Annotated in this window: 17 protein-coding genes; 9 read left to right on the forward strand and 8 right to left on the reverse strand. The window is 62.9% G+C overall.

Features of this window, described 5'->3' with window-relative positions:
• Nucleotides 1-48 precede the first annotated feature (48 nt).
• Both BT125_RS10740 and ggt read right to left on the reverse strand, forming a co-directional pair.
• Nucleotides 49-582, reverse strand: a complete 534-nt coding sequence (locus BT125_RS10740; RefSeq protein ID WP_072406768.1) for a cysteine hydrolase family protein — start codon at nucleotides 580-582, stop codon at nucleotides 49-51.
• A gap of 40 nt (nucleotides 583-622) precedes the next feature.
• Nucleotides 623-2350: a gamma-glutamyltransferase gene (gene ggt, locus BT125_RS10745; protein WP_072406770.1), complete on the reverse strand. Its 1728-nt coding sequence runs from the start codon at nucleotides 2348-2350 to the stop codon at nucleotides 623-625.
• 164 nt (nucleotides 2351-2514) lie between these two features.
• On the opposite strand from ggt, the gene BT125_RS10750 reads away from it, so the two are divergent.
• Entirely contained in the window at nucleotides 2515-2943 is a 429-nt protein-coding gene (locus BT125_RS10750; RefSeq protein WP_072406772.1) for a GNAT family N-acetyltransferase, read from the forward strand.
• Between the two features lie 128 nt (nucleotides 2944-3071).
• Here BT125_RS10750 and BT125_RS10755 read toward each other — a convergent pair whose 3' ends face one another.
• Nucleotides 3072-3422 (reverse strand): hypothetical protein, encoded by a 351-nt coding sequence (locus BT125_RS10755; protein WP_072406774.1) that lies wholly within the window; start codon nucleotides 3420-3422, stop codon nucleotides 3072-3074.
• Between the two features lie 140 nt (nucleotides 3423-3562).
• Between BT125_RS10755 and BT125_RS10760 the strand changes: the two genes are divergently transcribed.
• From BT125_RS10760 to BT125_RS10795, 8 genes are all read left to right on the forward strand, one after another.
• Nucleotides 3563-3823 (forward strand): hypothetical protein, encoded by a 261-nt coding sequence (locus BT125_RS10760; RefSeq protein WP_072406776.1) that lies wholly within the window; start codon nucleotides 3563-3565, stop codon nucleotides 3821-3823.
• A 2-nt stretch (nucleotides 3824-3825) separates the two neighbouring features.
• Complete coding sequence (locus BT125_RS10765; protein ID WP_072406778.1) at nucleotides 3826-4155, forward strand: DUF6388 family protein; 330 nt, start codon at nucleotides 3826-3828, stop codon at nucleotides 4153-4155.
• 281 nt (nucleotides 4156-4436) lie between these two features.
• Nucleotides 4437-4829 carry a sulfurtransferase complex subunit TusD gene (gene tusD / locus BT125_RS10770; RefSeq protein WP_060743167.1) on the forward strand — a complete coding sequence of 131 codons (393 nt, stop codon included), beginning with the start codon at nucleotides 4437-4439 and terminating at the stop codon, nucleotides 4827-4829.
• Complete coding sequence (gene tusC, locus BT125_RS10775; protein WP_060741571.1) at nucleotides 4829-5191, forward strand: sulfurtransferase complex subunit TusC; 363 nt, start codon at nucleotides 4829-4831, stop codon at nucleotides 5189-5191. Before tusD ends, tusC begins: the two co-directional genes overlap by 1 nt.
• Complete coding sequence (gene tusB / locus BT125_RS10780) at nucleotides 5191-5484, forward strand: sulfurtransferase complex subunit TusB (RefSeq protein WP_072406780.1); 294 nt, start codon at nucleotides 5191-5193, stop codon at nucleotides 5482-5484. The genes tusC and tusB overlap by 1 nt, the downstream gene beginning before the upstream one ends.
• On the forward strand, nucleotides 5481-5816 hold the full coding sequence (locus tag BT125_RS10785) for a TusE/DsrC/DsvC family sulfur relay protein (protein WP_072406782.1): 336 nt from the start codon (nucleotides 5481-5483) through the stop codon (nucleotides 5814-5816). The genes tusB and BT125_RS10785 overlap by 4 nt, the downstream gene beginning before the upstream one ends.
• Complete coding sequence (locus BT125_RS10790; RefSeq protein ID WP_072406784.1) at nucleotides 5813-6814, forward strand: glycosyl transferase family protein; 1002 nt, start codon at nucleotides 5813-5815, stop codon at nucleotides 6812-6814. The genes BT125_RS10785 and BT125_RS10790 overlap by 4 nt, the downstream gene beginning before the upstream one ends.
• An 88-nt stretch (nucleotides 6815-6902) precedes the next feature.
• The gene (locus BT125_RS10795; RefSeq protein WP_072406786.1) at nucleotides 6903-7907 is read left to right on the forward strand and encodes a glutathione S-transferase family protein; all 1005 of its coding nucleotides are present in this window, start codon (nucleotides 6903-6905) and stop codon (nucleotides 7905-7907) included.
• 138 nt (nucleotides 7908-8045) lie between these two features.
• On the opposite strand, the gene cysG is transcribed toward BT125_RS10795, so the two are convergent.
• The 5 genes from cysG to lolA all read right to left on the reverse strand — a co-directional run bounded on the left by cysG (nucleotide 8046) and on the right by lolA (nucleotide 13238).
• Nucleotides 8046-9440, reverse strand: a complete 1395-nt coding sequence (cysG, locus tag BT125_RS10800; RefSeq protein WP_072406788.1) for a siroheme synthase CysG — start codon at nucleotides 9438-9440, stop codon at nucleotides 8046-8048.
• Nucleotides 9441-10721 (reverse strand): serine--tRNA ligase, encoded by a 1281-nt coding sequence (gene serS / locus BT125_RS10805; protein WP_025213005.1) that lies wholly within the window; start codon nucleotides 10719-10721, stop codon nucleotides 9441-9443.
• 15 nt (nucleotides 10722-10736) lie between these two features.
• Nucleotides 10737-11111, reverse strand: a complete 375-nt coding sequence (gene crcB / locus BT125_RS10810) for a fluoride efflux transporter CrcB (RefSeq protein WP_018608522.1) — start codon at nucleotides 11109-11111, stop codon at nucleotides 10737-10739.
• The gene (locus BT125_RS10815; protein WP_072406790.1) at nucleotides 11108-12433 is read right to left on the reverse strand and encodes a replication-associated recombination protein A; all 1326 of its coding nucleotides are present in this window, start codon (nucleotides 12431-12433) and stop codon (nucleotides 11108-11110) included. The genes crcB and BT125_RS10815 overlap by 4 nt, the downstream gene beginning before the upstream one ends.
• A gap of 181 nt (nucleotides 12434-12614) precedes the next feature.
• Nucleotides 12615-13238: an outer membrane lipoprotein periplasmic chaperone LolA gene (lolA, locus tag BT125_RS10820; RefSeq protein WP_003203330.1), complete on the reverse strand. Its 624-nt coding sequence runs from the start codon at nucleotides 13236-13238 to the stop codon at nucleotides 12615-12617.
• Between the last annotated feature and the right edge of the window lie 53 nt (nucleotides 13239-13291).

Consider the following 13291-nt stretch of genomic DNA (forward strand, 5'->3'; position numbering starts at 1 on the left):
GATGCTGAGCCATAGGCCCCCTGCTCCAGCCCAAACAGCGAGTATCGGCTACAAACGGATTTCAGCAGCCGGCATTACATCAATCCGCGATACCGCACTGCTCAGCCGCCCCAGCCGGTTGTTGTGGTTGGCGATGATCTGCTCGGCCGCCATGCTGCCGTTGTCCACGGTGGAGTGGGCATCGGCCGCCAGGACCACGTCGTACCCCAGAGCATGGGCCTGGCGCACGGTGGCATTGATGCAATAGTCGGTTTGCAGCCCGCAGATCACCAGGCGGTCGATGCCCCGGGCCTGCAACAACGGTTGCAGGTCGGTCTGGTAGAAAGCATCGGCCGTGGTCTTGCGCACCCGCAGGTCATCCGCCGCGGTCGACAGGCCGGCAGCCAGTTGCCAGCCGGCGGCGCCATGGGTGAGTGCCCCATCCAGCTCTTCATGCTGGATCAAGATCACCGTCCGGCCGGCAGCCCTGGCCCTGGCACCGAGGTCACTGATGGTCCGGATGATGCGCTGGCTGTCGAAGCATTCCTCTTCGCCACTGCACAGCGCGTTCTGGACATCGATAATCAGCAATGCGGTGTTCATCACCTTCCCTCTTCAAACCGTGTCGCAGCCGCGCACCCCATCAGTAACCCAGCGACAACCCGGTATTGCGACGGGGGTCGTTGGCGCCATAGAAGCGGTTCTTACCCACTGGCTTGCCGCCCAATGACGGCGCGCCGACCAGGATCGCGGCGATGTGGTTGGGGTCCTGCGGGCCGGCAAACTTGTGCCCCCAGCTCTCCAGCAGTTTCTGGGTATCGGGGCTGGCCGCGAACGTCTCCAGGTTGGTTTCCTCCGGCATCCATTGCTGGTGGAAACGCGGCGCATCGACCGCCTCCTGAAGGTTCATGCCGTAGTCGATCACGTTGAGGATGGTCAGCAACGTCGCGGTGATGATCCGGCTGCCACCCGGAGTGCCCACCACCATGACCGTCTTGCCGTCCTTGGTGACGATGGTCGGGCTCATGGATGACAGCGGTGCCTTGCCCGGCGCGATGGCGTTGGCCTCGCCCTGCACCAGGCCATACATGTTGGGCACGCCAACCTTGGCGGTGAAGTCGTCCATCTCATCGTTGAGGATCACCCCGGTCTTGCTCGCCATGACGCCCGCGCCGAACCAGTCGTTCAAGGTGTAGGTGACCGAAACGGCGTTGCCCCACTTGTCGACGATGGAGTAATGGGTGGTATTGCTGCCCTCATGGGGCGCCACCCCGGGCTTGATTTTCTGCGAGTCACCGGCTTTTTGCGGCTCGATCGCGGCCCGCAGCTTGGCGGCGTAGTGCTTGTCCAGCAGATGGTCGATGGGGTTCTTCACGAAATCCGGGTCACCCAGGTAGCTGTTGCGGTCCACGTAGGCGTGGCGCATGGCTTCGATCTGATAGTGCATGCCCTGGGCCGAATGGAACCCCAGCTCCTTCATCGGATAGCCGTCGAGGATATTCATGATCTGGCACAGCACCACCCCGCCGGAACTGGGCGGCGGCGCCGAGATGATGTGGTAGCCACGGTAGTCGCACTCCACCGGGGCGAGCTCGCGGGTCTTGTACTTGTCCAGGTCGGCCTGGGTGATGATGCCTTTGTTGGCCTGGCTGGAGGTGATCAGGGCATCGGCGACCCAGCCCTTGTAGAAACCGTCGGCACCCTTGGCGGAGATTTCCCGCAGGGTCTTGGCGAGGTCTTTTTGCACCAGCTTCTGGCCGACCTGCATGGGCTCGCCGTTGTGCAGGAAGATCGCACCGGAGTCGCGCATGTCCTTCCTGAACACATCGGTGGCGGTTTCCAGCAGATCGACATCACCCTGCTCCAGGGCGAAGCCTTCCTCGGCGAACTTGATGGCCGGGGCGATCAATTCCGCCCGCGGTTTGCTGCCGTACTTGCTCAACGCCAGCTCCATGCCGGACACGGTGCCGGGCACGCCGACCGCCAGGTGGCCACGGGTGCTGAGTTCAGGCACGACGTTGCCGTCCTTGTCCAGGTACATGTTGGCGGTGGCGGCCAGGGGGGCCTTTTCGCGGAAATCCAGGAACGTCTTGCGACCGTCGGCCAATTGCAGGGTCATGAAACCACCCCCGCCCAGATTGCCCGCCGCCGGATACACCACCGCCAGGGCATAGCCCACCGCCACCGCCGCATCCACGGCATTGCCGCCGTTCTTGAGCACATCGACACCCACATGGGTCGCCAGGTGCTGGGCGGTGACCACCATGCCGTTCTCGGCCGCCACCGGCGCCTGGGAAGCGGCGTACGCCGATAAACAACCGAGGGTCAGTGACGTCGCAATGAGGGTCCGGGCCAAGGATTCGAACTTCATGAGTCGGTCTCTTCTTGTTTTTAGGGATAGGGATCGCTTCAAAAGCATTAGGCAGTATGGCTTGGTTTGCGTAATGCGCCTGTTTCCCCGCCGACCGGATGACGTCACGGCAGCCTTTGGGATAGGCTCCTGCGCTTGATCTTGACTGAATAGGGACATCGCCGATGACGCTACGCATCGAACGCACGGACACCCCCACCGACGAAGAACGCCAAGCCATCCTCGCCCCGCTTCGTGCCTATAACACCGCCAAGACCGGCGGGACGGTGCCTGAACTGGTGGCCTGGCTGGTGCGCGACGAACAGGGCGAAATTGTCGGTGGGCTCTACGGCCGAGTGTTTTTTCACTGGCTGTATATCGAGTTACTGATCGTGCCGGAACAGGCCCGGGGCCAGGGCACCGGCTCGACCCTGATGCAGATGGCCGAAGCACTGGCCCGGGAGAAAAACTGCGTGGGCATCTGGCTGGACACCTTCGACTTCCAGGCCCCAGAGTTCTACCGCAGACACGGCTTCACCGAGTGCGGCCTGATCGACGACTACCCGCCAGGCCACCAACACTTCTTCTTCCAGAAGCGCCTGGACACTGCTTGAGGCGCAGCCCTGTGGGAGCGAGCTTGCTCGCGATAGCCATTTAACGGTCAACATTTCTGTCGTCTGACCCGCCGCTATCGCGAGCAAGCTCGCTCCCACATAGGATCCGGGGCGTTAGTGCGAGCTGCTTACAAGCAAGTCGCCAACGCCGCCAATCGGCGCTTGGCCACGAAGTCGTCATGCTTGGCGTAATAATTCAACTCGGTGCCCGTCGCACCGGCGTGCAGATCGACAAACGATTCGGCGGAGCGGGTGTAGACCGTAGAGCCACCTTTCTTACCCGGTTGCAGGTAGGCGCCGGCATCGACACCGAATACCGCTTCGTCCTGCCAGGAAAACTGCACGCACTGGGCCACGACCTGCTCCGGCTTGTCCGAGGTCAGGGTCTTGTAAGGGGCCTGGGTCCGCGCCTCGTTCATCGCCGAACCCGCGCAGCCGACCAGCAAAGTGGCGGCCAGGGCCACCGTCAACATTCGCATTGCGTTCACTCATCGAGAAAAAAACGGACTGTAGCACTGCGACCCGAGCCATCGTGCTGCTTTACTGAAATTTACCCGCGACAGCGGGCACCGATTCACGCAATCTGTCGCGCCATCGCCACCAGCCACGCGGCCCCCCCATGACCCCCAACGCCGAGTTCTACAAGCCCACCCCGGAATATGCCGACAAACTGATCAGCCAGATCGGCCAGACACCTTCGTGGATCGCCAAGCGAATCGGCGTCACCGACAAACGGATTCGCTACATCCTCGACGGCGAACGCACCGTCAAGGGCGAAACCACGCCGATCCAGATGACCTACACCGAACAATTCGCCCTCGAATGCCTGGCGGCTGCGGCCAAAGCCAGCAAGAAGCAGTCTGCATCCCCCAAGGAGTGACCATGGCGGCAACCGAACAGCAACACGAACGAGCCCTGGAAAAATTCCTCGATGAGCGCCCCGAACTGCGCCACGAACTGGACCACCTCAACCCCCTGCTGGCCCAGGCCAAGGGCGAGACCGCCGCGCAGTACCGCGCCGAGCGCTTGCACGAAGCGTTCGAAGCCGAGGCCGAGCGCCTGGGCCTGTTTGCCTGGGAACTGACTTTGCAGTTGACCGCCCCCTCGCCCGAGGAGTACCAGGCCCAGCGCCTGGAAGTGCACAGGGAAGTGGCAGAGATGGCGGGGATGGAGTGGGCGGAATATTGCGAGTTGCATGGGCTCAAGCAGTAGCTCGAATGGATTGAATACTACTGTTTGGACCGGGGACATGGCAGACCACCTGTGGCGAGGGGATTTATCCCCGCTGGGCTGCAAGCAGCCCCTCGACCCGTCAACGCGGTGTATCAGACAGGCCACGGTGGCTGAAAGAGGGGCCGCTACGCGACCCAACGGGGATAAATCCCCTCGCCACAAAGTATCCAAAGCATGCCCCTTTGTGTTGAATCTCCTGGCAATCGCCCCACCGCCCATAAAGCTTTATCATGGCCGCAGTTTTGCTGATCGGGTCTGTCATGAAGTTCGCCATTGCGCTGTTTTCCGCCGCCCATGCGCCCTCCTCGCGCCGTGCCTTGCTGTTTGCCCAGGCGGCGCTGGCCGGTGGGCATGAGATCGTGCGGCTGTTTTTCTATCAGGACGGCGTCTATAACGCCTGCGCCAGTGTCGTCACGCCCCAGGACGAACAGGACCTGCCCCAACAGTGGCGTGCATTCGTCAGCGACAACCGGCTCGACGGCGTGGTCTGCATCGCAGCGGCGTTGCGTCGTGGCGTGTTGAACGAGGAAGAAGCCCAGCGCTACCAGCGGGCGGCGGCCAGTGTCGAAGCGCCCTGGGCCTTGTCCGGGCTGGGCCAGTTGCACGATGCTATCCAGGACGCCGACCGCTTGATCTGTTTTGGAGGCGCGTGATGGCCAAGTCTTTATTGCTGATCAGCCGCCAGGCCCCCTGGTCCGGCCCCGGCGCCCGTGAAGCCCTGGACATCGTCCTGGCCGGCGGCGCGTTCGACCTGCCCATTGGCCTGCTGTTTCTCGATGACGGCGTGTTCCAGCTCACCGCCGGCCAGAACGCCAAGGCGGTCCAGCAAAAAGACCTGAGCGCCAACCTGCAGGCGTTGCCGATGTTCGGCGTCGAAGACCTGTTCCTCTGCGCCGACAGTGCCGCCGAACGCGGCGTTGCCAGCGCTGCCCTGGCGCTGGGCGAGGTGAAAGTACTGAGCGCGCCGGACATCGCCGCGCTCATCGACCGTTACGACCAGGTGATCACCCTCTGATGTCGACTTTGCATGTGTTGTCTCATTCGCCCTTTGGCGATAACCGCCTCGCCAGTTGCCTGCGGGTGCTGGGCAATCAGGATGCGCTGCTGCTGTGCGGCGACGCGACGTACGCGTTGCAACCGGGCAGCCCACCGTTTGCAGTGCTGCAGGCCGCCGGCGTGAACCTGTTCGTGCTCGCCGAGGACCTCCAGGCCCGCGCCCTGGACACGCCAGACTGGGCCGAAGCCATCGACTACTCAGGTTTCGTCGAGCTATCGATCGAGCACGACAAGGTCAACACCTGGCTATGAACACGCTGAACGTGGGCGACCGCGCCATCGCGCTGGACAAGGATGGCTACCTGGCCGACCTGGACGACTGGTCGGCCGAAGTCGCCACGGCCCTGGCCAGCGCCGAGAACATCGAGTTGAGTCCCGAGCACTGGGAAATCCTTGAACTGCTGCGCGGTTTCTACGACGAATTCCAGCTCTCCCCCGCGACCCGGCCGCTGATCAAGTACACGGCGCTGAAACTGGGTGCCGACAAAGGCAACAGCCTGCACCTGAACCGATTGTTCAAAGGCACTCCCGCCAAACTCGCCGCCAAGCTGGCGGGCCTGCCCAAACCGACGAATTGTTTATGACCGACTTTCCTGCACTAACCCTCGAGACCCCGGCCGAACACCCGTTCGCCCAGTTCGTGCGCATCCTTGGCAAAGGCAAGCGCGGCGCCCGCAACCTGACGTGCGAAGAAGCCCGCGAAGCCATGGGCATGGTGCTCGATGAAAAGGTCGAGGACACCCAACTGGGCGCCTTCCTGATGCTGCTGCGGCACAAGGAAGAAAGCGCCGAGGAAATGGCCGGCTTTACCGAAGCCCTGCGTGAACGCCTGGTGGTCCCGGCGTTGACGGTGGACCTCGACTGGCCGACCTACGCCGGCAAGAAGCGCCATTTGCCGTGGTACCTGCTGGCGGCCAAGTGCCTGGGGCAGAACGGCGTGCGAATTTTCATGCACGGCGGCGGCGCCCACACGGCCGGTCGCCTCTACACCGAACAATTGCTGGGCTTGCTGCAGATCCCGCTGTGCCGGGATTGGCAACAGGTCGGCAGCGCGCTGGACAACGGCGGCCTGGCCTTCATGCCACTGGTGGACTGGGCGCCGCAAATGCAGCGAATGATCGACCTGCGCAACACCTTGGGCCTGCGCTCGCCGATCCATTCCCTGGCCCGGATTCTCAATCCACTGGCCGCCCGTTGTGGCTTGCAAAGCATCTTCCATCCTGGCTACCAGGCCGTGCATCGCGATGCCAGCGGCTTGCTCGGTGACACCGCCATCGTGATCAAGGGCGACGGCGGCGAAATCGAGATCAACCCGGACGCCGACAGCCACCTGTACGGCACCACCGACGGCGCCAGTTGGGACGAAGAATGGCCACGCCTGTCCGAGCAGCGCCATGTCAAACCGGAGAGCCTCGACCCCGAGCATTTGAAGGCGATCTGGCGCGGTGACGTCGAGGACAGCTACCCGCAACTGGCGCTGATCGCCACCATGGCACTGGCCTTGCGCGGCTTGGGCCTGGCTCGCGAAGAAGCGTTCGATAAAGCCCGGCAGTATTGGGACGCTCGGGATCGTTCGATTTAACCGATCATTAACGCCCAACCTTTGCGCTTTTAGTTCGAACCTATGGGAATAGACTCGTCTCCAATGATTATTGAGCGAGGACATCCAGATGGGTTTGTTGGTCAAGGGCCGCTGGCAGGACCAGTGGTATGAAAGCAAGGACGGCACCTTCCAGCGCGAACAGGCGCAGCGCCGTCATTGGGTCACCGCCGACGGCAGCGCCGGCCCCTCGGGCGAGAGCGGCTTTGCCGCCGAGGCCGGGCGCTACCATTTGTATGTATCCCTGGCTTGCCCCTGGGCCCACCGCACGCTGATCGTGCGCAAGCTCAAGGGCCTGGAGGCGCTGATCGATGTCTCGGTGGTCAGCTACCTGATGCTGGAAAACGGCTGGACCTTTGACAAGGACCACGGCTCCAGCGGCGACAAGCTCGACAATCTGCAATTCCTGCATCAGCGCTACACCGCCGACACGCCGGACTACACCGGCCGCGTCACCGTGCCGGCGCTGTGGGACAAACGCCAGCAGCGCATCGTCAACAACGAATCGGCGGAAATCATCCGCATGTTCAACAGTGCCTTCGATGGTTTGACTGGCAACGACCTGGACCTGTATCCCGAGCACCTGCGCCGCGATATCGATACCTTGAACGAGCGAATCTACCCGGCGGTCAACAACGGCGTGTATCGCGCCGGGTTCGCCACCACCCAAGGGGCCTACGAAGAAGCGTTCGACGCTTTATTCGCCGAACTGGACCGGCTGGAGACCTTGCTTGCGACCAAACGCTACTTGGCTGGCGAATACCTGACCGAAGCGGATATCCGCCTGTTCACCACGATGATCCGTTTCGACGCGGTGTATTTCGGTCACTTCAAATGCAACCTGCGGCGCATCGCCGATTATCCGAATCTGTCGAACTGGCTGCGGGAGCTGTACCAGTGGCCGGGCATTGCCGAAACCGTGGACTTCACCCATATCCAGGGCCACTACTACGGCAGCCACAAGACCATCAACCCCAATGGCATCGTGCCCAAGGGGCCGAAGCAGGATTTCACGGTCGCCCATGATCGGAAAAGGTTGAGTGGGAAAGGGATTTGGCGTGGGACCCGGGATTGATCCGGGATCCTTATTGCAGTTGAGGGCCTCTTCGCGAACAAGCCCGCTCCCACATTGGATCGGTGTAAGCCTTAATTCTTCGGCTAAACGCAATCAAATGTGGGAGCGGGCTTGCTCGCGAAGGGCGCGACGCGGTCTCTAGACCTGCCCCTGAGCCCCTTCGAACCAAGCCAGTTTCTCGCGCAACTGCACCACTTCCCCAACGATCACCAGCGTCGGCGCATGCACCTCATGTTCGGCCACCAGCCGTGGCAAGTCCGCCAAAGTGCCGGTAAAGACCCGCTGGTTCGACGTGGTGCCCTGCTGGATCAACGCCGCTGGCGTATCCGCCGCGCGACCGTGCTTGATCAGTTCGTCGCAGATCACCGGCAGCCCCACCAATCCCATATAGAACACCAGGGTCTGAGCCGGCGACACCAAGTCGGCCCACGGCAAGTCACTGGTGCCATCCTTGAGATGGCCGGTGATGAAACGCACCGATTGGGCGTAGTCGCGATGGGTCAGCGGGATCCCGGCGTAAGCCGCGCAACCACTGGCGGCAGTAATACCCGGGACGACCTGGAACGGGATGCCATGGGCCGCCAGCTCTTCGATCTCTTCACCGCCGCGACCGAAGATGAACGGATCGCCGCCCTTCAACCGCACCACGCGCTTGCCCTGGCGGGCCAAGTCCACCAATTGCTGGTTGATCTGGTCCTGGGGCACGGCGTGTTCGGAGCGGCGCTTGCCAACGTAGATGCGCTCGGCATCACGCCGGCACAGTTCCAGGATCGCCGGCGCCACCAGGCGGTCGTACAGCACCACGTCCGCCTGCTGCATCAAGCGCAAGGCGCGGAAGGTCAGCAAGTCCGGATCACCTGGCCCGGCCCCCACCAGATAGACTTCGCCCGGCGCGTTCGGCGCCTGGCCGTCGATCTTTTCCCGCAGCAAGCGCTCGGCTTCGCCGCCCTGCCCGGCCAGTTGGCGGTCAGCGATAGGGCCTTGGAATACCTCTTCCCAAAATGCCCGGCGCTGCTGGACATCGGGAAACAGTTGCTTGACCTGATTGCGAAAACGCGCCGCCAGCCCGGCCAGTTGCCCGTAGGTCGAAGGAATCCAGGTTTCCAGCTTGGCCCGGATCAGCCGCGCCAGCACCGGCGCGTCGCCGCCACTGGACACCGCGATCACCAAGGGCGAGCGGTCGACAATCGCCGGGAAGATCACGCTGCACAGGGCCGGCGCGTCCACCACGTTGACCGGCACGCAACGCTTGTGGGCATCGGCCGAGACCTGGGCATTGAGTGGTTCGTCGTCGGTGGCGGCAATGATCAGCCCGCAACCGTCCAGATCCGATTCAAGGTAACCGCGCTGGACACACTCACCGCCGCTGCCACTGACCAGCTCCCGCAACTGCGGTTCGATGTCGGGTGCAACCACCCGCAGCAACGCGCCGGCATCGGCCAGCAGGCGGGACTTGCGCAAGGCAATCTCCCCGCCGCCGACCACCAGCACGCGGCTGCCGCGCAGGTTGTGGAACAGTGGCAAATAGTCCATTTAACCGATGACCTCGATGCCGCCCATGTAGGGTTTCAACACCTCGGGCACACGGATCGAACCGTCGGCCTGTTGGTAGTTCTCCAGCACTGCCACCAGGGTACGCCCCACCGCCAGGCCGGAGCCATTGAGGGTGTGGACCAGTTCCGGCTTGCCGGTTTCCGGGTTGCGGAAACGCGCCTGCATGCGGCGGGCCTGGAAGTCGCCGCAGTTGGAGCACGACGAAATCTCGCGGTACTTGTCCTGGCTCGGAATCCAGACTTCCAGGTCGTAGGTCTTGACCGCGCTGAAGCCCATGTCGCCCGTGCACAGGGCCAGGGTGCGATACGGCAGTTCCAGCAATTGCAGGACCTTCTCGGCGTTGGCGGTCAGGCTCTCCAGCGCTTCCATGGATTTCGACGGTTCGACAATCTGGACCATCTCGACCTTGTCGAACTGGTGCTGGCGGATCATGCCGCGGGTATCACGGCCCGACGCCCCGGCTTCACTGCGGAAACACGGGGTGTGGGCGACGAACTTGATCGGCAGTTGCTTGGCGTCGACGATCTCGCCGGCCACGATGTTGGTCAGCGACACTTCGGCGGTCGGGATCAGGTACAGGTCGGCCTCGCCGTCGCGGCTGATCTTGAACAGGTCTTCCTCGAACTTCGGCAACTGACCGGTGCCCTGCAGCGCCGGGGCCTGGACCAGGTACGGCGTGTAGGCTTCTTCGTAGCCGTGCTCGGTGACGTGCAGGTTGATCATGAACTGCGCCAGGGCCCGATGCAGGCGCGCGATCGGCCCGCGCAGCAGGGCGAAACGGGCGCCCGACAGCTTGGCGGCGGTTTCGAAGTCCAGCCAGCCGAACTTCTCGCCCAGGGCCACGTGGTCCTGAACCGGGAAATCGAAAGTTGTCGGCGTGCCCCAGCGGCGCACTTCGACGTTGCCGTCTTCGTCTTCACCGACCGGCACCGATTCGTGAGGCAGGTTCGGGATGCCCAGCAGGATCGAATCCAGCTCGGTCTGGATCGCGTCCAGCTCGACCTTGCCCGCGCTCAATTCGCCCGCCATGCGCTCGACATCGGCCATCAGCGGCGCGATGTCTTCGCCACGCTGCTTGGCCTGGCCGATGGACTTGGAGCGCGCGTTACGTTCAGCCTGCAGGGCTTCGGTGCGAGTCTGGACGGTCTTGCGCTGTTCTTCCAGCGCTTCGATGCGCGCGACATCCAGGGCAAAGCCACGGGAAGCCAGGCGGTCCGCTACGTCCTGGAGGTTGCTACGTAACAGTTTGGAATCGAGCATGTCGGTCTCTCGTTATCAAAGTTTGGTCAAGGACAGGCCGGCCCAGGTGGCGAGCAGCCCGCCGAATACGCTGATGGCCGCATAGCCCAGGGCCAGCGGCACCTGCCCGCTTTCCAGCAGGCGCACCGTATCCAGTGAAAAGGATGAAAAAGTCGTCAGGCCGCCGAGAAAGCCAACCATCAGCCCGGCCCGCACCTCGATGGGCACTTCCGGGCGAATCAAAAACAGACCGTATAGAACGCCGATCAGCAGACAGCCCACGATATTAACGGCCAGCGTCGCGGTATAGAAGTGCCGGGGCCAATTTGCGTTGATCCAGTTGCCCGTGGCAAAACGCAGCAGCGTGCCGGCGACGCCGCCAGCGGAAACAGCAAGTATCAGGGGGATCAAGGTTTTCTCCGCTGTCGTGGACTCAGGCGATCCAGTTGTGCCAGGTGGTTGAGCTTCTCGCCGATCTTCAGTTCAAGGCCCCGGGGCACCGGCTGGTAGAAGCGCTGGGGTTCGAGTTCATCGGGGAAATAATCTTCGCCGGCGGCATAGGCGTCCGGTTCGTCATGGGCATAACGGTATTCTTCGCCATAGCCCAGTTGCTTCATGAGCTTGGTCGGCGCGTTGCGCAGGTGCAGCGGCACTTCGAGGGAGCCGTGCTCGGTGGCGCTGCGCATCGCCGCCTTGAACCCCATGTACACGGCGTTGCTCTTCGGCGCACAGGCCAGGTAAGTGATGGCCTGGGCCACGGCGAGTTCACCTTCCGGGCTGCCGAGGCGCTCCTGCACGTCCCACGCCGCCAGGCACAGGCTCAGGGCCCGCGGGTCGGCGTTGCCGATGTCTTCGCTGGCCATGCGCACGACGCGCCGTGCCAGGTACAGCGGATCGCAACCGCCATCGATCATGCGCGCAAACCAGTACAGGGCCGCATCGGGGTTGGAACCGCGAATGGATTTATGCAGCGCCGAAATCTGGTCGTAGAACGCCTCGCCGCCCTTGTCGAAGCGACGCCGGGTATCGCCCAGCAGGCTTTGCAGCAACTCAACGCCAATTTCGCTGTCGTCTTCGGCCAGGTCCGAGGCGTTTTCCAGCAGGTTGAGCAAGCGCCGGCCATCGCCATCGGCGGCTGAAAACAGGATCTGGAAGCCTTCATCACTGAGGCTCAAATGCCGCTTGCCCAGGCCGCGCTCCTCGGTCAGCGCCCGGTGCACCAGCTTGCGCATCGCCGTCTCATCGAGGCTCTTGAGCACATAGACCCGTGCCCGCGAGAGCAACGCGTTGTTGAGTTCGAACGAAGGGTTTTCGGTGGTGGCACCGATAAAAATCAGCGTGCCGTCTTCGACGTAGGGCAGGAATGCGTCCTGCTGGGACTTGTTGAACCGGTGCACTTCGTCGACGAACAGGATCGTGCGCTTGCCGTACTGTCCAGCCTGCTGCTTGGCCACTTCCACCGCCTGGCGGATTTCCTTGACCCCGGCCAGCACCGCCGACACCGTTTCGAAGTGAGCGTCCGAGACTTCCGCCAGCAACCGCGCCAGGGTGGTCTTGCCCACGCCCGGCGGGCCCCAGAAAATCATCGAGTGCAAGGCACCCTGCTCCAGGGCCTCGCGCAGAGGCTTGCCGCGGGCGAGCACATGTTCCTGGCCGACGTACTCATCCAGGTTGGTCGCGCGCAGGCGGGCGGCCAATGGCTGGGCAATTGGGGTACTTCGAAACAGGTCCATGATTACTACAAAACCTCCGCTGGGTCCTGTTGCCGATCAGTTAAACAATTGAACACCACAATCCATTGTGGGAGCGAGCTTGCTCCGGGCGGCGATCCGACGATAGCGGTGTGTCAGTCGCATCAATTCCAACTGATCCGCCGCTATCGCGAGCAAGCTCGCTCCCACAGGGGGACAGGGGTTATTCCTGGATCACATCGGCACCCTTGGGGATGTCGAACTTGAACTTGGACGCGGCGATCGGCTCGTTGGCCTTGACCCCGGTGAACAGGATGTTGGTGCGCTGGCCGACGCTGTCGATCAACTGCATGTCGTTGACCAGGCCGTTGCGGAACGACAGGCGCAGGCTGTCGAACAGGCTGTCCTTGGTCTTGGGCTTGAGGGTGAAGTCAATCACGCCACCGGCCTCCTTGGAGGTGATCTCGAAGCTCTGGCTGATCTCGGAGATGTCCCCGGAGAGCAGCAGCGCCGGCGTCTGGGTCAGGCGCTGGTCGAGGGTCTTGATGGTCACCTGCTCCAGGTCCGGGTCCCACAGGGAGACTTTCTTACCGTCGGAGACCATCAATTGTTCGGCTGGCGCATCAGTGTGCCAATAGAACAGGCCCGGGCGCTGCAGGGCCATGTCGCCGGCGGTTTCCTGCAATTGGGTGCCACTGCCATCGAGGGTCAACTGGGAGAAACGTGCCGTCAGGGTCTGGGAGCCGCCAAGCAATTGGGTCAAGCGAGCCACGTCCTTTTCGCCGGCGTGGGCCGACAAGGTAGACAAGGCCAGTACGGGCAACAGCAACATGCGAATCAGGCGCATGGGAGTCCTCATGAAGTCGTGGAGGGTCGAGCGGCGCTTCGGCAGGCCGCCCG

The sequence above is a fragment of the Pseudomonas sp. NFACC04-2 genome, assembly GCF_900119265.1.
GTDB lineage: Bacteria > Pseudomonadota > Gammaproteobacteria > Pseudomonadales > Pseudomonadaceae > Aquipseudomonas > Aquipseudomonas fluorescens_AA.